Origin of the sequence: Tanticharoenia sakaeratensis NBRC 103193, from assembly GCF_000963885.1 — a bacterium.
Taxonomy (GTDB): domain Bacteria; phylum Pseudomonadota; class Alphaproteobacteria; order Acetobacterales; family Acetobacteraceae; genus Tanticharoenia; species Tanticharoenia sakaeratensis.
This window is the reverse complement of record NZ_BALE01000048.1, coordinates 71,958-95,063: the sequence shown is the minus strand read 5'-3', so window position 1 is coordinate 95,063 and position 23,106 is coordinate 71,958. Positions and strand designations below refer to the sequence as shown.

32 protein-coding genes are annotated in these 23,106 nt (G+C 62.8%); 10 read left to right on the top strand and 22 right to left on the bottom strand.

The features are described 5' to 3' along the window. Window positions 1-11 precede the first annotated feature (11 nt). From B8446_RS13980 to B8446_RS13965, 4 genes are all read right to left on the bottom strand, one after another. A complete protein-coding gene (locus B8446_RS13980; RefSeq protein ID WP_048850633.1) occupies window positions 12-509 on the bottom strand; it encodes a hypothetical protein in 498 nt (165 codons plus the stop codon). After that, a complete protein-coding gene (locus B8446_RS13975; protein WP_048850631.1) occupies window positions 506-790 on the bottom strand; it encodes a hypothetical protein in 285 nt (94 codons plus the stop codon). The genes B8446_RS13980 and B8446_RS13975 overlap by 4 nt, the downstream gene beginning before the upstream one ends. Continuing rightward, window positions 787-1,008, bottom strand: a complete 222-nt coding sequence (locus B8446_RS13970; RefSeq protein WP_048850628.1) for a helix-turn-helix transcriptional regulator — start codon at window positions 1,006-1,008, stop codon at window positions 787-789. Before B8446_RS13970 ends, B8446_RS13975 begins: the two co-directional genes overlap by 4 nt. Before the next feature lie 138 nt (window positions 1,009-1,146). Then, on the bottom strand, window positions 1,147-1,704 hold the full coding sequence (locus tag B8446_RS13965) for a recombinase family protein (RefSeq protein WP_048850626.1): 558 nt from the start codon (window positions 1,702-1,704) through the stop codon (window positions 1,147-1,149). Between the two features lie 665 nt (window positions 1,705-2,369). On the opposite strand from B8446_RS13965, the gene B8446_RS13960 reads away from it, so the two are divergent. Continuing rightward, a complete protein-coding gene (locus tag B8446_RS13960) occupies window positions 2,370-2,957 on the top strand; it encodes a hypothetical protein (protein WP_148506018.1) in 588 nt (195 codons plus the stop codon). Window positions 2,958-2,980: 23 nt separating this feature from the next. Here B8446_RS13960 and B8446_RS13955 read toward each other — a convergent pair whose 3' ends face one another. From B8446_RS13955 to B8446_RS13900, 12 genes are all read right to left on the bottom strand, one after another. Continuing rightward, complete coding sequence (locus tag B8446_RS13955) at window positions 2,981-5,056, bottom strand: VapE domain-containing protein (RefSeq protein ID WP_199484125.1); 2,076 nt, start codon at window positions 5,054-5,056, stop codon at window positions 2,981-2,983. Next, window positions 5,053-5,310: a hypothetical protein gene (locus B8446_RS13950; RefSeq protein WP_048850621.1), complete on the bottom strand. Its 258-nt coding sequence runs from the start codon at window positions 5,308-5,310 to the stop codon at window positions 5,053-5,055. The genes B8446_RS13955 and B8446_RS13950 overlap by 4 nt, the downstream gene beginning before the upstream one ends. Continuing rightward, window positions 5,307-5,528: a hypothetical protein gene (locus tag B8446_RS13945; RefSeq protein ID WP_048850619.1), complete on the bottom strand. Its 222-nt coding sequence runs from the start codon at window positions 5,526-5,528 to the stop codon at window positions 5,307-5,309. The genes B8446_RS13950 and B8446_RS13945 overlap by 4 nt, the downstream gene beginning before the upstream one ends. Continuing rightward, the gene (locus tag B8446_RS13940; RefSeq protein ID WP_048850617.1) at window positions 5,525-5,959 is read right to left on the bottom strand and encodes a hypothetical protein; all 435 of its coding nucleotides are present in this window, start codon (window positions 5,957-5,959) and stop codon (window positions 5,525-5,527) included. Before B8446_RS13940 ends, B8446_RS13945 begins: the two co-directional genes overlap by 4 nt. Further along, window positions 5,956-6,168, bottom strand: a complete 213-nt coding sequence (locus B8446_RS13935) for a DNA-binding protein (protein WP_148506017.1) — start codon at window positions 6,166-6,168, stop codon at window positions 5,956-5,958. Before B8446_RS13935 ends, B8446_RS13940 begins: the two co-directional genes overlap by 4 nt. Window positions 6,169-6,345: 177 nt before the next feature. Continuing rightward, on the bottom strand, window positions 6,346-6,600 hold the full coding sequence (locus tag B8446_RS13930; protein WP_148506016.1) for a helix-turn-helix transcriptional regulator: 255 nt from the start codon (window positions 6,598-6,600) through the stop codon (window positions 6,346-6,348). A gap of 67 nt (window positions 6,601-6,667) precedes the next feature. Then, window positions 6,668-7,381, bottom strand: a complete 714-nt coding sequence (locus B8446_RS13925; protein ID WP_048850612.1) for a hypothetical protein — start codon at window positions 7,379-7,381, stop codon at window positions 6,668-6,670. 81 nt (window positions 7,382-7,462) lie between these two features. Then, entirely contained in the window at window positions 7,463-7,651 is a 189-nt protein-coding gene (locus B8446_RS13920; RefSeq protein WP_048850610.1) for a hypothetical protein, read from the bottom strand. Continuing rightward, on the bottom strand, window positions 7,648-7,815 hold the full coding sequence (locus B8446_RS16340) for a hypothetical protein (protein ID WP_158507601.1): 168 nt from the start codon (window positions 7,813-7,815) through the stop codon (window positions 7,648-7,650). Before B8446_RS16340 ends, B8446_RS13920 begins: the two co-directional genes overlap by 4 nt. Beyond that, a complete protein-coding gene (locus B8446_RS13915) occupies window positions 7,812-8,024 on the bottom strand; it encodes a hypothetical protein (RefSeq protein ID WP_148506015.1) in 213 nt (70 codons plus the stop codon). Before B8446_RS13915 ends, B8446_RS16340 begins: the two co-directional genes overlap by 4 nt. Next, entirely contained in the window at window positions 8,021-8,266 is a 246-nt protein-coding gene (locus B8446_RS13910) for a hypothetical protein (protein ID WP_048850607.1), read from the bottom strand. Before B8446_RS13910 ends, B8446_RS13915 begins: the two co-directional genes overlap by 4 nt. Window positions 8,267-8,573: 307 nt before the next feature. Continuing rightward, window positions 8,574-8,771 carry a hypothetical protein gene (locus B8446_RS13900; protein ID WP_048850603.1) on the bottom strand — a complete coding sequence of 66 codons (198 nt, stop codon included), beginning with the start codon at window positions 8,769-8,771 and terminating at the stop codon, window positions 8,574-8,576. Window positions 8,772-8,901: 130 nt separating this feature from the next. Between B8446_RS13900 and B8446_RS13895 the strand changes: the two genes are divergently transcribed. Beyond that, window positions 8,902-9,150, top strand: a complete 249-nt coding sequence (locus tag B8446_RS13895) for a helix-turn-helix domain-containing protein (protein ID WP_048850602.1) — start codon at window positions 8,902-8,904, stop codon at window positions 9,148-9,150. A gap of 82 nt (window positions 9,151-9,232) precedes the next feature. Further along, window positions 9,233-9,835 (top strand): hypothetical protein, encoded by a 603-nt coding sequence (locus tag B8446_RS16130; protein WP_148506014.1) that lies wholly within the window; start codon window positions 9,233-9,235, stop codon window positions 9,833-9,835. Window positions 9,836-9,845: 10 nt separating this feature from the next. On the opposite strand, the gene B8446_RS13890 is transcribed toward B8446_RS16130, so the two are convergent. From B8446_RS13890 to B8446_RS13880, 3 genes are all read right to left on the bottom strand, one after another. After that, on the bottom strand, window positions 9,846-11,042 hold the full coding sequence (locus tag B8446_RS13890; protein ID WP_048850600.1) for a tyrosine-type recombinase/integrase: 1,197 nt from the start codon (window positions 11,040-11,042) through the stop codon (window positions 9,846-9,848). A gap of 466 nt (window positions 11,043-11,508) precedes the next feature. Further along, window positions 11,509-11,679 carry a hypothetical protein gene (locus B8446_RS16335; protein WP_158507600.1) on the bottom strand — a complete coding sequence of 57 codons (171 nt, stop codon included), beginning with the start codon at window positions 11,677-11,679 and terminating at the stop codon, window positions 11,509-11,511. Between the two features lie 161 nt (window positions 11,680-11,840). After that, window positions 11,841-12,167 (bottom strand): YnfA family protein, encoded by a 327-nt coding sequence (locus B8446_RS13880; RefSeq protein ID WP_048850838.1) that lies wholly within the window; start codon window positions 12,165-12,167, stop codon window positions 11,841-11,843. Window positions 12,168-12,389: 222 nt separating this feature from the next. Between B8446_RS13880 and B8446_RS13875 the strand changes: the two genes are divergently transcribed. The 5 genes from B8446_RS13875 to B8446_RS16330 all read left to right on the top strand — a co-directional run bounded on the left by B8446_RS13875 (window position 12,390) and on the right by B8446_RS16330 (window position 14,588). Then, window positions 12,390-12,653, top strand: a complete 264-nt coding sequence (locus tag B8446_RS13875) for a DksA/TraR family C4-type zinc finger protein (protein WP_084712355.1) — start codon at window positions 12,390-12,392, stop codon at window positions 12,651-12,653. Between the two features lie 61 nt (window positions 12,654-12,714). Further along, the gene (locus B8446_RS13870; RefSeq protein WP_048850595.1) at window positions 12,715-12,897 is read left to right on the top strand and encodes a hypothetical protein; all 183 of its coding nucleotides are present in this window, start codon (window positions 12,715-12,717) and stop codon (window positions 12,895-12,897) included. A 255-nt stretch (window positions 12,898-13,152) separates the two neighbouring features. Next, window positions 13,153-13,395, top strand: a complete 243-nt coding sequence (locus B8446_RS13865) for a hypothetical protein (RefSeq protein WP_148506013.1) — start codon at window positions 13,153-13,155, stop codon at window positions 13,393-13,395. Window positions 13,396-14,011: 616 nt separating this feature from the next. After that, window positions 14,012-14,302 (top strand): hypothetical protein, encoded by a 291-nt coding sequence (locus B8446_RS13860; RefSeq protein WP_148506012.1) that lies wholly within the window; start codon window positions 14,012-14,014, stop codon window positions 14,300-14,302. Between the two features lie 109 nt (window positions 14,303-14,411). Further along, window positions 14,412-14,588: a hypothetical protein gene (locus B8446_RS16330; RefSeq protein ID WP_158507599.1), complete on the top strand. Its 177-nt coding sequence runs from the start codon at window positions 14,412-14,414 to the stop codon at window positions 14,586-14,588. Between the two features lie 160 nt (window positions 14,589-14,748). Here the strand turns inward: B8446_RS16330 and B8446_RS13850 are convergent, their stop codons facing one another. Beyond that, entirely contained in the window at window positions 14,749-18,549 is a 3,801-nt protein-coding gene (locus B8446_RS13850; protein ID WP_048850588.1) for a glycoside hydrolase family 99-like domain-containing protein, read from the bottom strand. A 323-nt stretch (window positions 18,550-18,872) separates the two neighbouring features. On the opposite strand from B8446_RS13850, the gene metX reads away from it, so the two are divergent. Further along, the gene (gene metX / locus B8446_RS13845) at window positions 18,873-20,012 is read left to right on the top strand and encodes a homoserine O-acetyltransferase MetX (protein WP_048850587.1); all 1,140 of its coding nucleotides are present in this window, start codon (window positions 18,873-18,875) and stop codon (window positions 20,010-20,012) included. A gap of 3 nt (window positions 20,013-20,015) precedes the next feature. Further along, on the top strand, window positions 20,016-20,615 hold the full coding sequence (metW, locus tag B8446_RS13840) for a methionine biosynthesis protein MetW (RefSeq protein WP_048850585.1): 600 nt from the start codon (window positions 20,016-20,018) through the stop codon (window positions 20,613-20,615). A 107-nt stretch (window positions 20,616-20,722) separates the two neighbouring features. On the opposite strand, the gene nhaA is transcribed toward metW, so the two are convergent. Together nhaA and B8446_RS13830 are read right to left on the bottom strand one after the other, a co-directional pair. Further along, window positions 20,723-21,913 (bottom strand): Na+/H+ antiporter NhaA, encoded by a 1,191-nt coding sequence (gene nhaA / locus B8446_RS13835; RefSeq protein ID WP_048850583.1) that lies wholly within the window; start codon window positions 21,911-21,913, stop codon window positions 20,723-20,725. Window positions 21,914-22,157: 244 nt separating this feature from the next. After that, window positions 22,158-23,030 carry a diacylglycerol/lipid kinase family protein gene (locus B8446_RS13830; RefSeq protein ID WP_048850836.1) on the bottom strand — a complete coding sequence of 291 codons (873 nt, stop codon included), beginning with the start codon at window positions 23,028-23,030 and terminating at the stop codon, window positions 22,158-22,160. Between the last annotated feature and the right edge of the window lie 76 nt (window positions 23,031-23,106).

Below are 23,106 nucleotides of genomic sequence, written 5' to 3'. Positions count from 1 at the left end.
ACGTCCATTTTTCAGCCGACCGTCCAGACGTCGTTGCGCTGCCGCCAGATGGTCGCGATCTCGACCCGGAGCGTGGTCAGTTGCGCCTTGTCAGCGTCGGTGAGCAGGCGCGCCGGGCAGACACTGATCCGGTCCTTGTGGCCGACCTCGATCCGGATACCCCGCGCATGCAGCCCATCGAACAGGACGCGAGCCGTCTGATCGGCGGATGCGGGCTCCTGTGTAGGGGTCATGGCTGTGTGCGCAGCGGCTGCCATCCGATCGGCAGGCATGTCGCGCCAGCGCCTGAACTCTGCCAAAGCGTCCTCAAGCCACTGCTGCTCGCGTGCAGCGGCATCGCGATCTTCCGCACTGTTGACGGGGCATTGCCGCTGCCGAGACTGGCCGATCCGGTGCCGGGTAACGTTCCAGCGGCTGTCGAGGATTTGCCAGGGCGCATTCTCACGGGCGCGGGCGGCCTGATAGGCGGCTTGGACCTGCTGCTGTAGCGCGTGTGTCTCGGCACTCACCGATGGATACTCCGGTATTTGGCTTCCAGCTTCTCCATGTGCGCTGCCTCGACCCGTTTCAGGCCGTTGCTATAGGCGCCGTCGAGAAACTGCTTCCGGGCCGCTGCATATTGCTCGCGAGACATGCCGTTCAGGGGACGGGCGAATGCGCCCGGATAGCGTGTGACCAGGTCGGTCAGGGCGTCTTTTGGGGACAGCCCCGGCTTGGCCAGTTTCAGAAGATCCATGTCGCGCAGACCAAAGTGCTGGGCCTGCTGCTCGAGGGCTGTGGTGTGACTCATGATGCGGTATCCGATGCGACCGGCGCCGTCGAACGCTGGTCGAGCCATTCTGCAAGGTGATCGGCACGGATCAGACGGCGCCTGCCGATCTGCACGGAGCGGGGTCCGGTGCCACGCGCAATCACGCGGCACAGCGTGGCGGCGCTGATCCCAACGCGGCGTGCTGCCTCGCGCATGGACATGCATTCGGGCGTCTGTGCGTTATGTGCGGACGGCATGGGCTCGCTCGTGCTTCATCGTGCAACAATAACAAGCAGGTCAGCCGATCCCGAGCACTTCTTCTGGCAATTCGTTTTATTGTCGGACTGATAAAAGCGGTCCGATATGTCTGGCGATTACCCGATACAGACAGAGAGTTACGCTTCTAACGCCCGATAGACAGACGCACGGGAGATCTCGAGGCGCTTGGCGATCTCAGCCGGCCTGAGCCCTTCGGCTTTGAGTGCCCGCACCTGGTCCGCCTTGAGCAGCGCACTGCGCGGCCGGCCCTTGTAACGGCCCTCGGCCTGCGCCTTGGCAATGCCCTCGCGCTGCCGCTCCAGCATCAGGTCGCGCTCGAACTCGGCCACGGCCGCCAGCATGGTCAACATCAGCTTGGAGGTGGGGTTGCCGGTATCGAGCATCTGGCCACCCATGGACAGGATGACCAGCGATGCGCCTTTGGCCTGCACGGCCTTCACGAAGGCCAGCAGATCGGCCGTCGAGCGGGCCATACGGTCGGGCTTGGTGATGACCAGCGTGTCACCGTCACGCAGATGGTCGAGCGCTGCCTGGAGCTGCGGACGGTCGGTCTTCGTGCCACTGACCTTCTCGCGGAAGATCTTCTCGCACCCTGCCGCGTCCAGCTCACGCACCTGGCCATTAAGGCCGGCGTCCTGTTCGATGGTGCTGGTGCGGGCGTATCCGATGCGCATGGCGGGCCTCATGTCTCAAAACGTCTTAGACTATGATCGGCGTCCGTCTCAAAAGTCAACAGACAACCTTTTGAACGCGCTTTTCCGGACGCAATGAGACGTCTCAGTAGAGCAAGGTTTATTGAGACGCTGAGAAGCATCAGCGAGTCGCTGGATACACTGTGAATGGATCGCGCGCAGGCGAAAGCCCAGCAGCCCGGCTGGCGCAAGCGCATTTTCCGTATTGACTCGCGGAATCTTAATAAACGGCTATTTTCCGCCGTTTCTCCGCGCGAATGTCTGTCACGACACTGCCACATTACCCACAGTTCACGTGGAGAACTCGCCTCATAACTCTGTGGATAACAGTCGGCGCTCGTTGCCCCCGATGGGGATTCAACGGGTTTCCGGGTTTGTTCCTCGGCGCTGTGGGGTCTGCGTTCCTGCCCAGGAGAAAAGCGCACGCGGGCTCGCGTTTCTCATTTCGATAACCGTCGAAACGTTCTCGCGCGGGTCAGTGGCGATTTTTGAAAGGGGAAGGGTGTCTCTGCGTTCCCAGACAGTGACGCACATGACGCAGGTGACGCACTTCCCTATAGAGCGGTATAGCGTAAGACTTCGACAGACCCCCACTATAAGAAAGTGCGTCACTATGCGTCACTGCGTCACCTAGCGTTGGCAATTTGATGATCGCTCCACACCCACTGGCAGAAGCAGCATGCGCGGCCGCGCCGGGCGCTGTGACTTTTTTCGGGATCAAAGCTGAATCACTTCTGAACGCGTTCGTCGCGTTTATGGTCGGCGGCGGCACGTTGTTTATTGCTGATCAACAACGACGTATTGCTAAGCGGCAGAAAACAATAGCTGAAGAAAAAATAGTAACAGACTTGTTTGATAGACGCTTTGAAGTCTACGAGGCGTTTCATGCTGCCATCGCCCATGCGGTCTTCTCCGATAAGTTAGACGCAGAATTTCCGGTCAAGATTGAACGAATGAGGGCGTCTAGTGAACAAGCGCGCTTTATTTTCGAGCGCGAGTGCGCGAATAAGATACTGGAAATAAGACACAAAGTTATAAAATCATTTGCACTTTCTAGATCACTCCGAGCTTACGAACCGGCAATCCTGAGCCACCAGGCGGCGATCGATCAGTCCAAGCTTGCAAAAGAAGCATCCGAACTGGATTTCGAACTTTTAGATATTCTCGATAAAAAGCTTTCGGTTTTATTCGAGCCGGCACTGAGGTTGCGCGATTTCCGCGATGAGCGATTCTGAGAGATTTATAATAAGTAGATGTCTTATCTCACCCGCAACCATGGGACTCCGCTGTTCGTCTTGACTCCCCTCTGCCACCCCATCCGCTCCAGGATGGCTGAGATCCGACGCTGATCGTGTGTTCCCAGCTTAGGCGTGTCGATGAACAGTCCATCTCTTGCGACCTCAAGCAGCATCACCCTACGCTTCCCCGCAAGATATCCAGACACGGCCTCCTCCCAGGCATCCGCCTCGTATCGCGCCTCCTGCTGGGGGGCGATGTGGTCTGCCTCAAATCCCGAGTCCGGCCACCACTTCTCGCGAGCCTGAAACGCGGCGACCGCCTCCGCGAACAACTGGGCCCGGTCCCGGCTGAGCGCATCCGTATCGATGCGGTTGACCTTCACGGGCCAGAACCGTCGACCTCCGGTCTCGTCACGCAGATAGGCTTCCTTGTTCGTTGTGCCGATGAACACGCACTGGCGGGGCTGGATGATTTCCTTTCGCCCGAAGCTGGGACGATACCGCTCAACCGCTCGGGTGATGAACGCTTTGAGCGCAGCCGCCTCGGACTTGTCGAGCGCCGACATCTCGGCGACCTCGATCAGCCATTTGCCGTTGATATGCTGCGGCACATCTTTGCCAGCCGACCGGATGTCCGGAAGGTTGTCGCTGAACCACTCGCCACCGAGGATCGCGCAGGCGGTCGATTTCCGCAGGCCCTGTTTGCCTTCCAGGATCATCATATAATCTGCCTTGCAGCCCGGCTGCATGACGCGCGCTACCATGGCGATCATGAACATGCGTCCGATGCCCCGTGCATAGGGCGTGTCCTCGGCGCCGAGATAGGTGCTCAGCCAGCCTGCAAGCCGCTCCGTGCCGTCCCATCGCAAGGATTGGAGCCAGCCGCGCACTGGATGGAAGCCGCGTTCTGTCGCCCGCAGGTCAACCGCTTGGTGCGTCGTATCCTTGGAGATCTTGCCGACGCCGTTGAGTTGCAACCATTCCTGCACTGCGGAAACGTCGGCATCTCGCACCGGGCGTGGCGCGAAGTCCTGCTCATTGTGCTGAACAACCCCACTCGGCACCGGCGCTTGCAAGATCGGCGCACCGAGCATTTCGTCATAAGCGAACAGCCGTGCCAACTCCGGCGCCTCGCGCAGTGCGATCATGCCATTCGCGAGGTTCCCGCGGGGCTCGGAGTTGGTGTCGAGTTCGAGCTTGCCCAGCCAGTCGTGCCGTGGACGCTGTCGCTTGGGGCTATCCGCCACCATCTGGGCGGCGCGCTCCCATGTCCGCAGCAATTCCCGATCGCCGTTCACGTGCCCTTTCTCGGCCTTCCACGAGGCTGTGTTCGGGTCTGCATCCAAGCCGCTCACGAAATCCTCAAAGTCCCCACCGGCGCGCACCGTCTGAGCCGCAACCTTGAAGGCCATGGCGCTGCGGCTGCCGTCGCCGGCTGGCTGCGACACGAGCGATTTGAGCGTGTAGGACTGCTTCTGTGCCGAAAGGGCTGGCCCGATCTGCTGCACCAGGGTTGCGATCGTCGCCACGCTGACAGGGCGGATTTCCGGCGTGCTGCCGTGTAGCAGGTCTCCTGTCACCGCGAAGTAGCGACCGCCGATATAGATTTCGAGCCCTTCCGGGTGGTTGCCCGTCGAACTCACCTTGAACTGACGACCGGTGTCCCTGCCGCCCATCGCCTGCCGGATCGCCGAAAGATCGCCCGGGTCGAAGGCAAAGAAGATCTTGGCTCCTGTTCCGGACGGCGAAACCTCGCAATAGGAATCGAACAGATCAATCACTTGCCGAGCCCAGGCAGAGATTTCACCGGTTTCGGGATTGCGGCAGGTGTCGAGATCTACGCCGCCGATCGCTATGCCGTCCTCGTGCGCGCCCAGCTCGATGCCCAGGCCACCGAGGGTGTGCGGGCGCGGCAACTTGCCTAGCTGGATCTCGGCTGCATCCCGCGTGCCCCAGGTGCGCGGCTTGTCAGCATGCGCGCGACCACCGAGTGGCGAATAGGGCACTTTCGTGACCCGGCCGTGCGCGTCTTCGTTCTGCCAGGCAACCCAGCGGTGCGCAGATGCCAGGCTGTCAATGGTGAAGGGGGTGTTCAATGCTCACTCCCTTCATCAATCATGCGCCTGATAAACGCTGCGATCTCCCGCGCTGCGTGTGCCTTGCAGCAATGGATGTGAGCATGGTCAGCGAAAGACAGCGACCACGACCCGTCGCCGCCGAGCACCCGAAAATCCGGATTGCTGACGGATGACTTCTGAAAATCGAGTGAGACCGCGAAATTCTCGCTCTCAAACTGATCGCAGATCTCGGCGGCGCGCTGCAGACCTGCTGTTTCCGGACCGGCGCTCATGCCGCACCTCGCGTCGCGCGTCCATGCTCGATCAGAGAGTCGATTTCGCGTGAAAATCCCTCTGCTTCGGCCACGGCAAGAACGAAGGCAGTCTGAGACAAAATCACCGACAGGGTGACTTCGCGTAACGGAAGGTTCGGCTCTTTCGAGCGCACGTAGCGAGCCAAGGTCGCAAAACCTGTCTCGAGCAGATCCAGCTTGGTCGGGTCCGGAGTCATTCCTCATCCTCCAGGCCAAGATGATTGCGCCCCATCTGGATGACGGCCCGCATGCGCTCTGCCGGGCTCAAGCCCTCGTGCAGCACATTCGCGGCTTCACAACCGGCGAGGCAAAAAGCCGTGTCGAATTCATCATTATCCGGAAGGAATCCGGTCTTCTTGAATGCGCCGATCGTGCCCTGTGCCACAAAGTGCGGGGCGATCAGGCACTTGCCGGCGTCGGTGTTGACGGTGCGCACGGCATCCTGAAACGGGCCAGAGCGCGTCGCGTCGATGAACACGCGTTGAGCGTCCAACGGCAGGCCGGCAGCGCTGACCAGATCGGCGACCGAATGCCACGGCAATGCCACGACACCGTTAGGCGCACGGAAGAACCGCACAGCGCGGCCGTTCACCTGGCCAGTGTAGATTGGATTGTGCAGGGGGATCATCGTGCGGCCTCCTGCGCGCTCTGCCATTGCAGAAGGGCAGGCATCGACAGGCAGACCGTACGGGCGTCACGGCAGACGGGCAGACCGTGCCGGTCCTCCAGGTAACGCACCCGACGCTCGCCCAGGCGCCAGCCGGAGCCATCGACAGGCAAGCCAAGGGCCGCCGCGATCGCCTTTCGGCCGCGCAGTGTGCGGGTATCATCCATCATGCGGACGCAGCTCGGGCGCCCGCGCTTTTTCAAGCTCGGCATGGCACTTTTCCTATGTGCCAGCTACGATTTCTGTGGACTTCCGACCCGGAACCGCATACCAAGAACGTGCTGATGCTCTTGGTGGTTGGTTATTGGGTCGCTGGTCCGCTTATCGCGGGCTGGCGATTTTCTTTTTCAGGCTGCCTTCGCAGGCAACCGCGGCAGGCTTGCAAAATACGCCTCGACCGAGGCGGTCACGATCCGCGTGTTGCGCCCGACTTTGATTGCTTCAAACGCGCCCCGTTCGATCAGTCGATAGATCGTCGGACGGCTCAAACTGGTGTGGCGCTGCACGTCGGCGATCGACGCGTAGGCACCCAGGGGCTCCTGTCTCGTCATGAAATCCTCCAAGAGGTAAAACTGGCCACCGAGACGCTCGGTGTTGCTCATGTTGTAAGGCGTTGAATCGAAAGAAAAAATCACAACAATTAAGATGATAATTAATTTCTCTAATTAATTAGACATCATCAATTGTTCTTCTCGGTTTTCTGCCAGCTTTGACCATTCCTTCGTATCCTGGCTTTTTTGCAATTTCCGCCCAGATCGAATTAAAATCGGAATTTGTGATGGCGGTGGTCATCTGGACGCGGGCGAAATGCTGCGGCTTGGGGGTGTTGCGCCCATCTGGCGTTTCCAGCGCGCGCATCAGCAACTCCATGACGTGCCTTCTGGTATCGGCAGACATTTTCGGCGCGCTGCTGTCCTCGACTGCTTCTTCCGCACCGCCGCCTTCAAGCCACTTCTGGAAAGTATCTGTGTTGATAAAGACATGGATATAGTCGTCTTTCCGGTCGACAAACTGAAGGCGCCATGCCCCGGCATCTGTTCGCCAATATTTCTGTGGGATTTCATGAAGGTCCCCATCTGCCAGCATGCCAACGGCTGGCATTTCATTTTCTGCCAGAGCCAAGCGAAGATCGTTGCGCGCATGCCCCAGGTTGGTGAAGCAGTAGACCTGCTCCATCAGAGAGACATTGTGCATCGCTTTGCTGCTGGGTGCGTCACAGAAAGGATCGTAGCCACGCGCAGTGCGATGAGGATCAAAGGCAGTCATCAACTGGGCATCGAGATAGAGCAGGTAGTCCGAGAATGGCAGATCCGGCCTGCGCCGCTGGGCGAGAGACACGACGCACGTTTTCAGTGGCGTGAACCCGCGAGGCACGTAGATCATGGGCCGCGCTCTCTTTGATTCCCTGTGATTTCCCAGTGACTCGGTCATCTTGTTGGCTTTCCATGCAGTCAAATTCGACGATCATCGTAGCGCATCCAGGATCGCCACGTGACACCGCTCCAGATGCCCGGCCAGCCATTCCAGCTCGTCGGGCAGAGCCTTTCCGCCCGTTCCAATCGCCGCGACGATGTTGCCGATGATTCCGACCTCCTCGGCGGCCGCTTCGATCGCAATGATGCGATCAGGCGTGCAGGGACGGGTGCGGGTCATGCTCTGCCCTCACGTGCGATGGCCAGCACCCACGGCGCGACGGCGGACATCCACCAGTTGCAGAACCGAAGGATGCCGTTCGTGACGGGCAGCAGAACCAGCAGCGCCACGCCACGGACCACAGGATGCCGGCGCAGGAACGGCGGACAGGTGCGCCGGGTCATGGCGTGCTGTCCTCTAGCTGGTCGAGGCGGTCGCACAGCCGGTTCGCAAGCCAGAACACGGACGGGGCTTCCTGAATGTCCCGATCGCTGCGCGCCAGCTCGCACAGCAGGGCCGCCATGTGCTTGCAGTCATGCAGCGCAGTCGTGGGCGACCGGCGGTCATGGATCGCTTCTTTTTCGTCGGCGGTCAGGGTTCCGGGATCTATCACGGCTTCCACTCCCCGACGTTCGACGTGGCTTTGTTGATAATCGCGCAGCGACGTTCGATCTCGCCGCCCGCCCATTGCAGCGCGCAGCCGAGACGCGACAGGCCCGGTCCTTCCAGTTCGATGTCGGCTATGGTTACGGCGTGTCCGGTCCATTCCAGCAACGCGCCAAGGTGCGATAGCTCAAGCGCGGCCTGGTCGATCGCGTCGATCCGCGCGGGCGTGTACGTCAGGTGGGCACTCATTATGCATCCCTCCCGGCCTCATCGGCTGCCGCACGGGCCTCCTCTGATATCCCTGCGATCTTGACGGCGCGCTGGGCCTCATTTCGTTCGATCCCGAGTTCCCGAACGGCGGCCCGAACGCCGCCGGTATTTCCTCGTCCTTCCTTGGCTCGAGAAACTGGCTCATTATGAGCCAGTTTATTTTCGGTAATTCTCACCCATTCCGCGATGTGGTCTGCCCGCTCTTGCAGACAGATGAGCAGGTGCCATGCCCCGTCGATCCGGCGGCAGGCGGCGCGGGCCTGATCGGGCAGCGTGAGAGGGGCGCTCATCGGCTCGCCTCCATCACGCACTCAACCGCGTGGCTGATGGGGTGATCCGGATGCAGGAACGTCAGGAGTGTGATCACTGCCAGCGCGCCGACGCCCAGCGCCTCGAGCGTGCCAGCCACGCAGGCGAGGGCAATTCTGCCAGGAGTAACGTGCCGCACGTTCGCGGCCGTCGTGGTATAGCCGTTTTCAGCCATAGCCGAGGATCCTCTCGGTTGGGGTTAGGCCGGGCGCGGGAGCTGCAACCTTCCCGTCCGGCCGTGTTGGCTTTTGTCGCCGAAGTCAGATATAAAGACTGACATGGGTATATGTCAATCGTGAGAGCCAATGTCAGATATAAAAGCTGAGCAGTGCCTGGGCGCGCGAGCCATGCTGCGCATGAAGCGAGACGAGCTGGCCAAGGCTGCCCAGGTCGCGGTGGCTACTCTTGCCGATTTTGAAGCTGGGAAGCGGGCGCCTCATCCCCGCACCCTCGCCGCCATCCGCTCTGCCTTAGAGGCCGCCGGGGTAGAGTTCGTGCCGGAAAACGGGGGTGGGGCTGGGGTGCGGTTGAAGACGGCGGAAGTTAAAGAGTAAGCCGACGCCTGACAAAATCCCGCTTGAAGATTGCAGACTGTCGCCATTAAAATCGCAAGCACTGAGAATGTAGGACGCTGATATGTCTCCTTGGAGATCTCTCCATCTACCAAAACAAATCGATGTCGTGTCTCCAAGCGGAGAACTGAGATGTACGGTTGATGGATACGGAGGGAATGATTTAATAATAATAGATGATGTTAAAAACGCGGATGTACGTGTGGGTGACGAAATAAGGCTCCCATTGCCAAATGGACGGGAAGACGTATTTACAGTTGTTGATCCCAAATTTTTCGAAACGAAAAGTGGATTCCCAGCGCATTATCAAGTTCGTCTACGCCGAAAAGATTCATTTCCTCGGCACCAAGGTGGGCATTACGACATAAAGGTAAGCGGTGATGGGGCTAGAGTAAATATTTCATCTTCGGACTCTTCTACTAATATTGTTGGTGACAATGTAAGTTTTGATAGACTAAGAGATTCTTTATCATCGTCAGGTTTGGAGCATGGAGAATTAATTTCTCTGATACGATACATTGACGATATAAAGCATTCAGAAACAAAACAGGCGCGCGCCACCGCGTTTCAAAAGCTGATTGCGGCGTCAAGTTCATGCATGCCAATCATTACGCCTTTTTTGCCGTTTCTAACGCGTTTCGTCGATGGAGGAGCATCCAGCTTCTAGAGGAGTAATCCTAGCGGAGGAATAGGTCCCACGCCCCCATCATCTCCCGTCGCTTCTCGAACAGATCCCCACGCCGATAGGCCGCCTCAACCCGATCTCCAATAGCATGTGCCAGGGCCATCTCGGCCACCTCCCGGGGATAGTCCGTCTCCTCGGCCACCCAATCGCGGAACGTGGACCGCAGGCCGTGCACGGTGACGCCCTTGGTCCCGGCCGCCAGATGCAGGGCCTTGGACAGCGCCACGTCCGAGAGTGGCTTGCCCGGCCTGCCACCGGGGAACACCAGATCTCCGCGCTTCGGATCGCGTAGCGGCAGGACAGCACCGAGGATGGTCATGGTGCCATCCGATAGCGGCACGCGATGCTCACGGCCGCCCTTCATGCGATGCGCCGGGATAGTCCAGATCCGCGCGCCCAGGTCGATCTCGCCCCAGGTCGCACCGCGTGCCTCGCCGGACCGCGTCGCGGTCAGGCAGAGGAACCGCACCGCCAGCGCGCCCATGGAGTTGGCTGACGCCAAGGCGGTCATGACGCGGGCAATGTCCTTCCGCTCCACAGCAGCGTGATGCTTGACCTTCGCGACCGTGGAGGGCTTCGGGAGGATGTGCGCCAGATGTCCCCGCCATCGAGCTGGGTTCTCGCCCTCCCGCCAGCCGTGCGTACGCGCATAATCGAGGATGCGCTCGATGCGTCCCCGCAGCTTGTCGGCTGTCTCGTTCGTCGTCGCCCAGATGGGCCGCAGGATGGCGAGAACGTCGTCCGTGTGGATATGCGTGACGGCCTTGTCGCCGATGTGCTCGTAGGCGTGGATCTCCAGCGACCGACGCCAGTTATGCGGCCGCCGTGGGTCGCGCCAGCCCGGGGCCTGGTCGTCGATGTAGCGATCGGCCACGTCGCGGAAGCGTTGGCCGGCCTCTCGCTTCCGCTGAGCCTTGAGCTGATCCCGGCGCGTGATAGGGTCGAAGCCTTCACGTATCGCCTGACGAGCATCGGTCGCGAGCCGGCGCGCTTCCGCGAGCGGGACATCGAAGACCGGGCCAAGACCCATCTCGCGGCGCTTGCCGGTGATGGGGCTGGTGTAGCGGAACATCCATGTCTTCGACGTGCCGCGAGCAACGGCCCAGAGGTTGCCGCCATCACACAGCGCGCCCTCTTTCAGGGCCGCCACCTGCCGCGCGGTCAGCCTGTTTGGCAGAACCAGACTCACAACCAGACTTGCCCGCCAGCTCGCCCCTCTTGAGGCATGCGCTTACCCGATTCGGGGGGATACAACGAGAGAATCAGCATGGAGAAAATATAGCAGAAGACTGAGGGTTTCAGAACAGTCAGAGCCACCGGGAATCACCGGTTTCCGGCCGCCCTTGGGCACCACTTGATGTGCAAATCCGACAATTTGTAAGAATGGTCCCGGCGTAACCCGATGTACTTGCAGTTTGCAGGTTATCGTTGGTCTCGCGTCTATTCGGCCACTTTCATCTACTTCTTCTGACTGTGTGCCGCAGGATCAGCAAACCATGTTGCACAGGTTTGCCTGACTGACGCCGCCTGATCCGTCAGCAGTGCCGCATACTCAAGTGTTGAGCGACTGCGGGCGGGTACGGGCCTCACGGAAATCGCGAACGGCGAACATGCGCCTGTCTCGTCCTGAAGCACCCTGATCACAGCGCGTGGAACTACTCTTTCTCGATGTCCTGCATCGTGTGCTCGAACTCGGCATCGGCTTCGGGGTCCGGCTTCGCCTCGTTTTCGTCGAGTTTGTTTTCGACGCGATCATCGAGCCAGAAAAACAATCCGACGAGCACGGCGAGAACGACACCTGTGCCAACGGCCCCGATTGTGAACACGCATTCGCTCCCCGGCTCCCGGCCGCACATTCCGGCCCTCCGCCGTTCATCTGTACGCCTTGGTCACCGGTTCGACCACCCGGGAAATGCGCGGTGTGCGAATGGCTTCGATGGAAAACGCCGGGACAAGCCTTCCGGCGGCCCGTGTATTCAGAGGCCAATCAGGAGCCGCGCGGGCCGAGAAGGATGATGCCAGCGCCTGCCAGGCAGATCGCGGCGCCCAGCGTGTCCCAGCGATCCGGGCGAACGCCATCGACGCCCCATGACCAGATCAGGCTCGCGACGATATAGACGCCGCCATAGATGGCATAAGCCCGCCCGGCGTTATCCGCGGGGCTGAGCGTCAGAAGCCATGCAAAGGCGGCGAGCGACAGGGCGCCCGGCACGAGCCAGAGCGGCGTCCTGCCCATCCGCAGCCAGGCCCAGAACGAGAAGCATCCGGCGATCTCGGCCAGGGCCGCGGGAATATAGATGGCGGCGGTCAGCATCGGCATGGCTTAGCCGATATGCGGCCTACAGCAGAAGCCTCAAGCTTTGGTTTCAGGCTTTCCCGGGCGTCGGCAAGGCGGCTGCCGTATCGGAAGCTGGGCGGCAGTCCCGCATCCCGCACGCAAGGCCGGCCTGTTTCCGCGATGGCACGCACCGATTGAAACCACGTCCGGAAGACCCACGTATCACGTCCCGGTGACGCGCGAGGGGAGGGTTCTTCAATGGCAAGCGGATGGGCTCCCGATGGAGCCGTTCAGGATCAGATCGACGATACGGTGGCCGACGCCGTGACAGCGGCGCGTGCCCGGATGCCCAGGGGCGAGAGCGAGACCCACTGCCAGGAATGTGGCGATGAGATACCCGAGCGGCGTCGTCAGGCCGTGCCGGGCGTGAAGCTTTGCGTCGCCTGCCAGTCGGAGCGGGATGGTCGGCCCGTGGCCGGCGGGATCAATCGTCGCGGTAACAAAGATAGTCAGCTTCGCTAGACGCCTTGAAACGGGCGTGCCGAACACCCTGCTGAGTCTGTGCCAGTAACGGAGCAGATACATGCTGGACATATTCGGAAACTTCGAGACCGACGACATTCCGGGCACGCCACCCTCGCCTCCCGGTGGCCCGCCGGTCCCGCCGACGCCGCTGCCGGAGGGCGATCCGCCCGGTCCGATCACACCGCCGCCTCCGTCAGACCCGCCGCCGATGCGCGAACCGACGCCGGGCACAGTCTTCTGAGACGGCAGGCAACGTTTGGGTGCTGCGACCCGCATTATGCAGGCAGGCGAGTGTAAAGCTCTCTGTAATCATTCACCGGCCGTCTCTTGGAAAACAGTTCCGCAGATCACGGGGAAAGGCGGCCCCGGGGGTCTTGCACGGCAGCCAGCCGGCGCCTGCCACGCAGGTTTCAGACTGTTACCGGGGTGGCGCATTGTAGCCACCTTGTGATGGTGGGTTCGACTTTGGGAAACTCACACAAGGACCCCTGACACGATGAAACGTTCGATCCTGCTTGCTGTGGGTATGATCAGTACCCTGTCTCTCGGTGCCTGTGGCCCATGGTGGGGCCCGCATGGCGGTCAGGGCGGACAAGGAGGGGGCCGTGGCGGCTACGGGCAGGGTGGCGGCAATGCTGGCCCTGGTGGTGGTCAGGGCTTTGGAAACGGTCCTGGTGGTCAGGGCGGCGGCAATGGCGGCGGCCGGGGTGGCCCCGGCGGCGGACAGGGCGGCTACTGATACGCTCTGACGGCCTTCTGCCGGCAAATATTTCTGGCGCATGGGCCCAGCCCATGCGCCAGTTTGCGTTCAGGGCCCGGCGTTGGCGCGCGTTTGCTCAAGCCGGGCCTGCCTTCGACATTCCGATCCTGTTAGTGGCACCGCTGGCTTCTGGATGGATCAACAGGTTGGGGAGCGCTGTCCCGGTTTGGCCGCGTAATGGCTTTCGCAAGCCGAGGCTGGTCATGTCCGTTCGGCGCGAGCGGCGCCGTGTGCGGGCATCGGCAGACCGGCTTTTCTGAGGCTCACCGCGCAGTGCCGCGCACGAATCGGGCATCCTCAGCATTGAAGCCATGCCAGCGACCCACCTGATCGATCTGCTATTACGCTGGCGACATTCGGTTACACCTTGGGTTGACCAGTGGTCTGTCTGCAAGCCCTGGGCGCATGCTCTAACGAGGGGATCCCGGGCACGGATTTCCAAAAGACGCTGCCATGAACCAGGCTGGCGGGTCTTCGGTACGAGCCACTATCTGCATTTCCGGGCATCGTTCGAAAGCGTGCGCAGGATGGCAATAGAACCGGTGCAGCCGGGATGGTTATGGACAACGCGGTGAAAGGCGGACGATCCGAGGGCATGAAGTATCCAATCCTGTTCCTGGGAGCGGCCCTGGCGCTTGGCGCCTGCTCCCATCCGGCCCGGAAACCGGTCGATGAACGCGCAGCCCTCCTGCATGCAAAATATACGGACGCCGATTTGTCCTCACGCCCGGATACCGCAGGCGACAGGAAGCCGCATGGACGGGTTTCGGTGGGTTCCGGATTTGGATCGGGCCGTGGCTATGGTTCTACTCCGGCAGGAAGCATGGGCGTCACCGGCCTTGGCGGTACAGGGCTTGGCGTCGGAGCCTCTTCCGCTGGAATGTGAGACGAAGGCGCCATCGCTGCGGTAACGCTCAGGGCCCACGGGCGCATACGGCACTGGACCTGCATCGATGGATGTTACCCGGCCGGGCAAACTGTGGTCAGATGCCGGCATGAAGAACAACATCGGGGCCGGCAGACGCGCGCTGCTGATATCGTCCATCCTCGTCGAGTGCGGCAGCGTCGTTGCCCTGGAGACGGGCGCTGCGCCGCATTATGCGCTGGCGATGACGCTGGGCCTGATCGGTCTGGCGCTGCTCATCCTTGGTACCTACCAGCGGCGCACCTGAACAACCCGCTCACAGGCGCGCCGGGCTGCGGCGGGCATGGAGGTTCGTCCGACTGGTCTGCGTGCCTGTCGCCTCAACGAACGGGCGGGATCGGATCAGGACAACGGGTAAAACGCAGGACAAGGGCCTCATCTGTGCCCGGGTATGAACAGATCCGATCTTAGGAACCGTCCGCACGCGCCCGCTTCCGCGAGCGCCGCACCGGAGGCGGCGTTACGCCCAGCTGCCGCGCGATTTCGGTGCGGTAGCTCTCCTGTCGAAGGCGGCGCTGGATATCGGGCGTGAGGCGGCGGTCCAGCAGGGCATGAATCGCTGCGACATCCGCGCAATGGTCACGCGCATTCAGGCTGTGGGTTGCGGACACGTGGTGGCGGCGATGAATGTTGCAGGCACGCGAAACGTAGGCGACGCGCGCGCCCGGCTGATCGAGCAGCTCGATATAGATGCGCCAGTCTCCGGCGATCCTGAAATGCGCGAGATCTGCGGCACACCGGTCGAGTGCTGCAAGCAGCGCTGCGCGATCGAACAGGGCGCTGCTCGCATTCAGGATCAGGTTCCGCTCGCTCAGCGCCTGCGCGACGAAGGTAGGACCGTCATGCACGCCGTCATGGTCGAGCAGGGTATCGGCCGCGATGGCATAGTAGGGCTTGTAGCTTTCGCCCAGACGCGCGCCATCGCCGTCGATCGTACGGCTGTCGCAGAACGCCATCACCGCGTCGGGTGCGTTCGACAGGGCCGCGCAGAGGGTCGGCAACTGGTCGGGTTCGGACAGGTCGTCGGCTTCCGCGATCCAGATCCAGTCGCCGCGCGCGATCTCGGCGGCATGACGCCATTGCGCGAAGACCGAGCCGGAATTGCGCGCGCACCGCACGATCTCGATCGTGCGGCCCCAGTCCTCCGCGGTCTGTTCGGCGACCGCCACGCTGTCGTCGGCCGACGCATCGTCGAGCACCACGATCTCGAGCACCGGCAGCCCTTGGGCGAACAGGGATGCAAGACGCGCGGCCATGAAGCGTGCGTAGTTATAGGAGAGCACGACGATCGACACCCGGGGCAGCTCGGGCTGCGCGATCGCAAGGAGCTGCTCGGTATAATGCCCGAACGCGAAGCGCGCGCGGGCCGCATCGGAGATCCGGGCGCGCATTTCATTCGGGATCAGGCGCGCGGCGCGCACGGCTGTCGTGAGCGCGCGGTTCATGCGGGCCAGATCGCCCATCGGAACCACGGCATGCGGCATGTCGAACGTAGCGGTTTCGGCGCGCAGCAGATCCGGAATGCCGCCGCTGTGGTCGAAGGCGACGCAGGACAATCCGCTCGCGAGCGCTTCCAGCACGACCGAGGGGTAGGGATCCTCCCGCGACGTGAGCGCGAAGGCGTCGGCGGCACTCAGATAGGACGCGACATCGTCCACCAGCCCGGTCAGATGCAGTGTGCCCGTGCTGACCGCGTATTCGATATCCGGCGCCAATCCCTCGTAAAGCGCACCGTCGATGGCGCCGAGCCAGACGAAATGCGTGCGGGCGACCCCTTTCTGCCGCACGCTGAACGCCCGCCGCCAGGCCTGCAGGAACAGGTCGAAGCCCTTGCGCATGTCGCCGTAGCCTGCGCCGAGAACCAGCCGGTCCTGCGCATCGAGGCGGAATTCCGAGCGGATGCGGGCACGCGCTTCGGGCGAGAACCGCACGTCCTGATACAGCCCCTGCGGGATCACGAGCGGGACCTGCTCGGGCGCCAGCACGTCGAAACCGTCCAGCCGGTCCGCGATCGCACGCGCGGGCACGACGATCGCGCGCGCCCGTTCGCAGGCGATGCGCAGGGTATCCATCAGGCCTCGCCGCTGCAGCAGGCCCGGGAGTTCATGGATCAGCAGCGTGTAGTCGATGCCGGCCGCGGTCAGCGCGCCCGCGACCGGGCTGCTGGCGGCGCTGTTGACCAGGGCGGTTGCAAACCCTTCCGCGCGGAGGGCGTCCAGACGGTATGTGAGCGCCGGGTCGTTCGCATCCACGATCTCGGTGGGCGCCACGGCGCGATAGCGCTCGAGCATGGCGCCCGCATCGAGCAGCAGGAACGCGATGTCGACACCGTGTCGGGCCTTCAGGGTGCGTCCGATATGCAGGAGCAGGCGCTGGGCTCCGGCCTCGAAGGCGTCATGGCCGATCAGCAGCATCCGGCCGCGTGCAAGGCCGCGGGCGAACCCGGCACTCGCACGCCCGGTCGCGTTCAGATAGGCGCTGCCGAAATGCTGGTCCGGTTCGAGATAGGCTCCTTCCGCCCATTCGTTCCATGCGTTGATGCACACGATCGGCTCGCCGAAGAACGGTCGCGCGCGAGCCTGTTCGATCAGGCCTGCGAGCCAGCGCTCGTACAGCGCCGGCGTGGAGCCATGCATCACCAGCCCCTTGCCCTGGCGGCGGGCATCGTTGTCCCACGAGGGGGCCGCGGTGCGGATCAGGGGGAAGGGCGGAGACGACGCGGACAGGGACGCATTCACGATGTCGGCGTAGTCATAGACCTGGGCCGAGAAATCGTCGTCGAGAATATCCAGCGTCGAATTGATCGTGGGGCAGGCGTTCGCGATCTTGTGCGGCGGAAACTCGATGGCGCCATCCATGCCCATGGGGCGTGGATCGTCGCAGCCGAATGCCTGGCCCATGATGAAGATGGGATCGATGCGGTGGCCCGCCTTGAACAGTGCCCGCCAGCGCGCGATGGCGCGCGGTGCGTCGGGAATCGCGTCGGCGCGATAGATCATCAGAAGTGGGCGGCCGTCGACGCGGATATAGCGCGGATCGTCGAAGTGCCGGACCAGCGTCTCCACCAGCGCGATCTCGTCCTCGAGCCTGTAGTCCTGCGTGATCAGGACATCCTCTTCCGATCCGTCCCAGCGCCGGCTCCAGCTCTCGTTGGCCCACATCAGGCAGAACGGCAGGTCGATCTCCGGATGCGCCAGCAGCATCTCGAGCGGAGAATCCAGCAGGCGTCGGCCGTTGAACCAGTAGAAATAGAAGATGAAGCCTTCGATCCCGGCGTCGCGCGCCATCTCCGCCTGACGGCGCAGCAGGCCGGGCTCGTTCAGCGTGTAGTGGCCGAGATCGCGCGGGGTCCGGGGCTGGTAATGATCGGCGAAGCGGGGCAGGCCGCGCGCGACATTCACCCATTCGGTAAAGCCCGTCCCCCACCATGCGTCGTTCTCGGGGATCGAATGGAACTGCGGCAGGTAATAGGCCAGGACGCGGGCGCGGCGCATGGCGCTCGGCGGCAGGGGACGCCGTTCCTCGAAGAAGGGGCCGGGACGCGAGCGGCGCGCGACCTCACGCGGGATGGTGGTCTCTTCTTCGGGGAGTGCCGGATGCATGCCGGGGCGGCCGCGATGTTGCAGGAAATGCAAAAGCGGGTTGGCGTCGGGGTCGTGGCGCAGGTAGCGCGTGCGGTAGAACAGCGGATCGAAGCCCGCGAAGGGGCGTCGCACCTCGCGGAAGCCTTGGATCATGTAGTGTTCCAGGGGATCGAGGCCCGATGCCGCGACATCGGGATATTCCTTCAGATAGAAGGACGGATCGAATTCCGGGATCGGGCGGACGTGCTGGCGATGCCGGTTGCGCAGGAAGTGGGTGAGCGCAAGCATGCCTTCCGGCACGACATGAGCCTGCGCATACCAGACGGGATCGAACCACGCGATCGGACGGCGGCCCTGACGCTCGCCGATCTCGACATAGTGCAGCAGCGGATCGGTCGTGACGTCGCGATTGACGGAGAGGTACCAGGACGGGTCGAAATAGGCATTGGGCTTGCGGCCCTCGCGCCATCCGTGATGGTGGTAATGCCCCAGGACCCCGGGGCCGAGCGATGCCAGATCGGGATTCCGCTGCACGTAATAGCTCGCATCGAAGAGCCCGGAATGGCCCAGAACCTGGATCGGGCCAGGATTCGACGCGGGAAGGCCGTACGGCTTCTGGCTCATGAGGGTCGGATCGAATTTCCGTCTGGAATGTCGGGGTGACTGAAAAGCGGGAAGTTAAAAATTCACTCGATGCACAGAAATGTCACCATTCGTTAATCCAACGTAAAGAAAATTGCAATACGTTAAAGTTTGATTAATCGAGGCGAACGCATGTCACGGCATGGCCGCCTCCCGGCCCGGCCGATTGCGGCCTGACGCATGCGATGCCATACCGTGCGCCACGCCGTTTCCACCCGTTCTCCGGATAAGCCCGCGCCATCTTGAGCACGTCCCCGCACACCGCCGCCGTCACCCGAACGTCCCCTTCTCCAGCGGGCGGTTTCGTGGTGTCCGAACATGACAGCGTCGTCTTCGATCAGGGCCTCGACCTTGAATGCGGTGTCCATCTGTCGCCCCTGCGCGTGGCCTATCGGGCCTACGGCACGCTCGCGCCCGATGCCTCCAACGCGATTCTGGTCTGTCATCCGCTGACGGCGGACCAATATGTGGCCGAGCCGCATCCGCTGACCGGCAAGCCCGGATGGTGGGCGCGCATGGTCGGGCCGGGCCGGCCGATCGACACCGATCGCTTCTTCGTCATCTGCGTCAACGTGCTGGGCGGCTGCATGGGCAGTTCGGGGCCCTGTACGGCGCGCAGCCATGATGACGCGACCCTGTGGGGCACGGAATTCCCGCCCGTGACGATCCGCGACATGGTCCAGGCACAGGCGATGCTGGTCGAACATCTGGGGATCACGCGCCTGTTTGCCGTCATCGGCGGGTCGATGGGCGGCATGCAGGTGCTGCAATGGGCTGCGGATTTCCCCGAGCGTGTCTTCGCCGCCATGCCGATCGCCACCGCATCCTTCCATTCCGCGCAGAACATCGCGTTCAACGAAGTCAGCCGACAGGCGATCTTCGCGGATCCGGACTGGCACAACGGTCATTATCGGGAGCAGGGTGCCGTGCCGGCCCGCGGACTCGCGGTCGCGCGGATGATGGCGCACATCACCTACCTGTCCGAAGAGGCGCTGACACGGAAGTTCGGCCGCCGTATCCGGCACGAACCTTCGGGCGGGATCGCGCGCGGATCGCTGTTCGGCGAGATGTTCGAGGTCGAAAGCTACCTGCGCCATCAGGGATCGAGCTTCGTGCGCCGCTTCGACGCCAACTCGTATCTCACCATCACCCGCGCGATGGATTATTTCGACCTCGGCGCCGATCACAACGGCGACCTGTCGAGCGCTTTCGCCCGCACGCCGATCCGGTTCTGCGTGGTCTCGTTCACCTCCGACTGGCTGTTTCCGACTTCCCAGTCCCGCACGCTCGCGCGCGCGCTCAATCGCGCCGGGGCCAACGTCTCGTTCGTCGAGATCGACAGCGATCGCGGGCATGACGCATTCCTGCTCGACGAACCCGATCTCGATCGCACCATACGCGGCTTCATCGGCGGCGCCGCCGAGCATGCCGGCCTAGGGATCTGACGGATGCGCCTCGACCAGCGCCTGATCGCGCAGATGATCGCGCCGAAGACCCGCGTTCTGGACGTCGGCAGCGGCGACGGCGCGCTGATCGATCACCTGTTCCGCACGCGCGGATGCGATGCGCGCGGCATCGAGATCGACATGGGCGAAGTGACGCGCTCGATCGCGCATGGCCTGCCGGTCATGCATGGCGATGCCGACCATGACCTTGCGCATTACCCGGACGATTCCTTCGATTATGTCGTTTTGCAGCGCACGCTGCAGGCCGTCGAGCGCCCGGCGGAGGTGCTGCGCCAGATGCTGCGCATCGGCCGCCACGCCGTGGTATCGTTCCCCAATTTCGGCCACTGGCGGCTGCGCCTGCAGCTCCTCACGTCGGGCCGCATGCCCATGACGGCTGTCTGGCACACGCCCTGGTACGAGACGCCCAACATCCATCCCTGCACGATCCGCGACTTCCTGGCGCTGTGCAAACAGGAAGGATACGTCGTCGACCGCTGGCTCGCCGTGGATGAGGACGGCGAGCGCGCGCCCTGGAAGCGCTCGATCCGGCTCGCCAACCTGTTTGGCGAACAGGCGGTCTTTCTGCTGCGCAGGCGATAGGCGGCACGTCGTCGAGGGCAAGGGCAGGCCTCGACATCGTCGCATCCGTTATTCCTGGCCGGATGTAACGCTCGAGAACGGCGCCCGATCCCTTGCGACCCTGGATATCAGGCTTTTTTGGCAGGTACGAAACGCAGCCACAGCCATCCTGCCAGCGCCGAAAGAACGGACCCCGAAAATATTCCGATCTTTGCAGGCATGATGAGGGCCGAACCATCGAACGCCAGTCCTGCGATAAACAGGCTGATGGTGAAGCCGATGCCGCAGAGTAACGAGAGCCCGAACAGCGTCGAGAAGGATGTCGTGGCAGGCAGCACGGCAATCTTCAGGCGGGCCGCGAGAAGCGTCGTCCCGAGGACGCCGACCGGTTTGCCGACAAGCAGTCCCAGCATGATTCCGAGCGGAACCGGCGTCAGCACCATCCCGAACGTGGTCCCGGCGAGGGACACGCCCACGCTGATGAAACCGAACAGGGGCAGAACTACCCATGTCACAATGGGCGTCAAGGCGGATGCCGTTGCCTCGAGAGGCGTCGGCCCGGCACCCGTCCCGGACGGGACCGCGGGCAGGCACAGCCCGGTGATGACGCCTGCAAGCGTCGGATGCAGCCCCGATCCCAGAAGGGCCGCCCAGAGAAGCATGCCGCCGACGGCATAGTAGCCGAGCGCTCTGATCCCCGCCCTGTTTGCCAGGATCAACGCCGCCGTGATCACGACCGCTGCCGTCAACGCGGGCCAGTCCAGAGGCGCGCCGTAAAACAGGGCGATCACGCCGATGCCCAGCACATCGTCGAAAATGGCCAGGGCCATCAGCCATGTTCTTGCCCCGGCTGAAACCCGCCGGCCAAGGGCGAGAATGACCGGAAGGGTGAAGGCGGCATCGGTGGCGACAGGAATAGCCCAGCCTCGCGCAGCCTCTGCATGCCCGTGGGTGACCAGACTATACGTCAAGGCCGGGACGACCATGCCGCCCAGCGCTCCGATGAGCGGAAGCGAGACCTTGCGCCAGGACGAGAGATGACCCGAGACGATCTCTTTCTTGATTTCGAGAACGACGACCAGAAAGAAGAAGGTCATCAGTCCGTCGGACACCCATGCGGCGACGGTATCCGGTCCGCGCGGACCCAGAAACGAGATCCTCATCGGGCGGGATGTCAGGGCCACATAGTCGCCGGACCATGGCGAGTTCATCAGGGCGAAGCCCGCAAGGGACGCCAGCAGCAGCGCGATTGCGCCTCCTGCCGGAGAGACAAGGCAGGCGCGAACATACTTCCAGAGCCTGGCGCGGGACACGATCATTCAGTCGCATTGAAGGAGCGGCGAGTCAGAGGCAAGAGCGTGGGACCGGCAGCAAGGCGTTTCCGCTACACGTTCACTTCAGATTGGCCGGAAAGAACGGGGAGCAGCCGTGTCGTGCCGGAGGCTGGCGACCGACATTCCCTTTTCGGGGATATCGACCACGGAAGCGTCCGGGTCTGCCTGACTGGTTCGTTGCCGACTGCTCGATGCTCCATGTCTGCAAGCCGTCCCTGATCCCGGAAACCTACCGGCCCACGGCGAGCAATACGGGCTCGGACGCATCATGGACCGAGAGCGGCAGTAATCCGGCTGGGTCGCCGTCCGCCTGGACCGGCAGGCCCGCAGGCGCCGTGATGTCGAGCCGTGAGGCCTGCAGCAGGGTAACACCCGGCAGCCGGCCGAGCCGTCCTCGCGGCAGGGCGGCCCCTGCGCGCAGGGCTGCCAGCGGGCCCCCGTCCCTGAACAGGGTGACGGCGAAACCGCGCTCGCCGGGTCGTGCGATCGGCGCCAGCATGTAGGGCCCGCCATAGAGCCTGCCCTTGCTGACGATGACGCTGGCGGCTTCGTGTTCCACGCCGTCCACCGTCACCACGATCTGCGGATAGTGATAGCGGCGCAGTTCGCGCAGTGTCTGATACACATATGCGCTGCGCCCGAGCTGCCGCTTCAGCCGCAGGTCGATCGTGTGAACGACATGCGCGTCGAATCCGGCCCCGACCATCTGGATGAACGGTTTCGATCCGGCGTTCGTCGTCAGCATGCCGGGCCAGAGCGGCGTATCGTGCCGCCCGTGCAGGATCGCCGCCAGGGCCGCTGCATTCTCAGGCAGGCCGAATTCATGCGCCAGCACGTTGGCGGTACCGAGCGGGATCACCCCGAGCCGCGCGCCCGTTCCGACAAGACCCGCAACCGTTTCGGCGATCGTGCCGTCACCGCCGGCTGCGACCACCATGTCTGCGCCCGAGGCGGCCGCTTCCCGCGCAAGGAGGGTGGCATGCCCGCCATACCGCGTTTCCATCAGTGTCACCGGTGCGCCCAGACGCTTGAGCGCCTCGATCACGGCGATGAGCCTGCGCGTGTTGCGCCGCCCGGCAGTCGGGTTGTGAATTACGAACATGCGACACCTTCTGCCTGCCGCCGTCCGGCGACCGGCTTCGATATGGCTGTCCAGATGCCCGATCCGTCCGGACCGC

Excerpts from the sequence above, each read along its gene's own strand:
- B8446_RS13940 (WP_048850617.1), bottom strand. The coding sequence starts at position 5,959 with ATGATCCCCCTGCACAATCCAATCTACACTGGCCAGGTGAACGGCCGC.
- B8446_RS13950 (WP_048850621.1), bottom strand. The coding sequence starts at position 5,310 with ATGAGCGCCGGTCCGGAAACAGCAGGTCTGCAGCGCGCCGCCGAGATC.
- B8446_RS13920 (WP_048850610.1), bottom strand. The coding sequence starts at position 7,651 with ATGACCCGCACCCGTCCCTGCACGCCTGATCGCATCATTGCGATCGAA.
- B8446_RS13850 (WP_048850588.1), bottom strand. The coding sequence starts at position 18,549 with ATGAGCCAGAAGCCGTACGGCCTTCCCGCGTCGAATCCTGGCCCGATC.
- B8446_RS13865 (WP_148506013.1), top strand. The coding sequence starts at position 13,153 with ATGAAACGTTCGATCCTGCTTGCTGTGGGTATGATCAGTACCCTGTCT.
- B8446_RS13930 (WP_148506016.1), bottom strand. The coding sequence starts at position 6,600 with ATGAGCAACACCGAGCGTCTCGGTGGCCAGTTTTACCTCTTGGAGGAT.
- B8446_RS13975 (WP_048850631.1), bottom strand. The coding sequence starts at position 790 with ATGAGTCACACCACAGCCCTCGAGCAGCAGGCCCAGCACTTTGGTCTG.
- B8446_RS13925 (WP_048850612.1), bottom strand. The coding sequence starts at position 7,381 with ATGATCTACGTGCCTCGCGGGTTCACGCCACTGAAAACGTGCGTCGTG.
- B8446_RS13945 (WP_048850619.1), bottom strand. The coding sequence starts at position 5,528 with ATGACTCCGGACCCGACCAAGCTGGATCTGCTCGAGACAGGTTTTGCG.
- nhaA (WP_048850583.1), bottom strand. The coding sequence starts at position 21,913 with ATGATCGTGTCCCGCGCCAGGCTCTGGAAGTATGTTCGCGCCTGCCTT.
- B8446_RS13900 (WP_048850603.1), bottom strand. The coding sequence starts at position 8,771 with ATGGCTGAAAACGGCTATACCACGACGGCCGCGAACGTGCGGCACGTT.
- B8446_RS13880 (WP_048850838.1), bottom strand. The coding sequence starts at position 12,167 with ATGCTGACCGCCGCCATCTATATTCCCGCGGCCCTGGCCGAGATCGCC.
- B8446_RS16130 (WP_148506014.1), top strand. The coding sequence starts at position 9,233 with ATGTCTCCTTGGAGATCTCTCCATCTACCAAAACAAATCGATGTCGTG.
- B8446_RS13960 (WP_148506018.1), top strand. The coding sequence starts at position 2,370 with ATGATCGCTCCACACCCACTGGCAGAAGCAGCATGCGCGGCCGCGCCG.
- B8446_RS13965 (WP_048850626.1), bottom strand. The coding sequence starts at position 1,704 with ATGCGCATCGGATACGCCCGCACCAGCACCATCGAACAGGACGCCGGC.
- B8446_RS13875 (WP_084712355.1), top strand. The coding sequence starts at position 12,390 with ATGGCAAGCGGATGGGCTCCCGATGGAGCCGTTCAGGATCAGATCGAC.
- B8446_RS13860 (WP_148506012.1), top strand. The coding sequence starts at position 14,012 with ATGAAGTATCCAATCCTGTTCCTGGGAGCGGCCCTGGCGCTTGGCGCC.
- B8446_RS13910 (WP_048850607.1), bottom strand. The coding sequence starts at position 8,266 with ATGAGTGCCCACCTGACGTACACGCCCGCGCGGATCGACGCGATCGAC.
- B8446_RS16340 (WP_158507601.1), bottom strand. The coding sequence starts at position 7,815 with ATGACCCGGCGCACCTGTCCGCCGTTCCTGCGCCGGCATCCTGTGGTC.
- metW (WP_048850585.1), top strand. The coding sequence starts at position 20,016 with ATGCGCCTCGACCAGCGCCTGATCGCGCAGATGATCGCGCCGAAGACC.
- B8446_RS16330 (WP_158507599.1), top strand. The coding sequence starts at position 14,412 with ATGAAGAACAACATCGGGGCCGGCAGACGCGCGCTGCTGATATCGTCC.
- B8446_RS13895 (WP_048850602.1), top strand. The coding sequence starts at position 8,902 with ATGTCAGATATAAAAGCTGAGCAGTGCCTGGGCGCGCGAGCCATGCTG.
- B8446_RS13935 (WP_148506017.1), bottom strand. The coding sequence starts at position 6,168 with ATGATGGATGATACCCGCACACTGCGCGGCCGAAAGGCGATCGCGGCG.
- B8446_RS13970 (WP_048850628.1), bottom strand. The coding sequence starts at position 1,008 with ATGCCGTCCGCACATAACGCACAGACGCCCGAATGCATGTCCATGCGC.
- B8446_RS13830 (WP_048850836.1), bottom strand. The coding sequence starts at position 23,030 with ATGTTCGTAATTCACAACCCGACTGCCGGGCGGCGCAACACGCGCAGG.
- B8446_RS13870 (WP_048850595.1), top strand. The coding sequence starts at position 12,715 with ATGCTGGACATATTCGGAAACTTCGAGACCGACGACATTCCGGGCACG.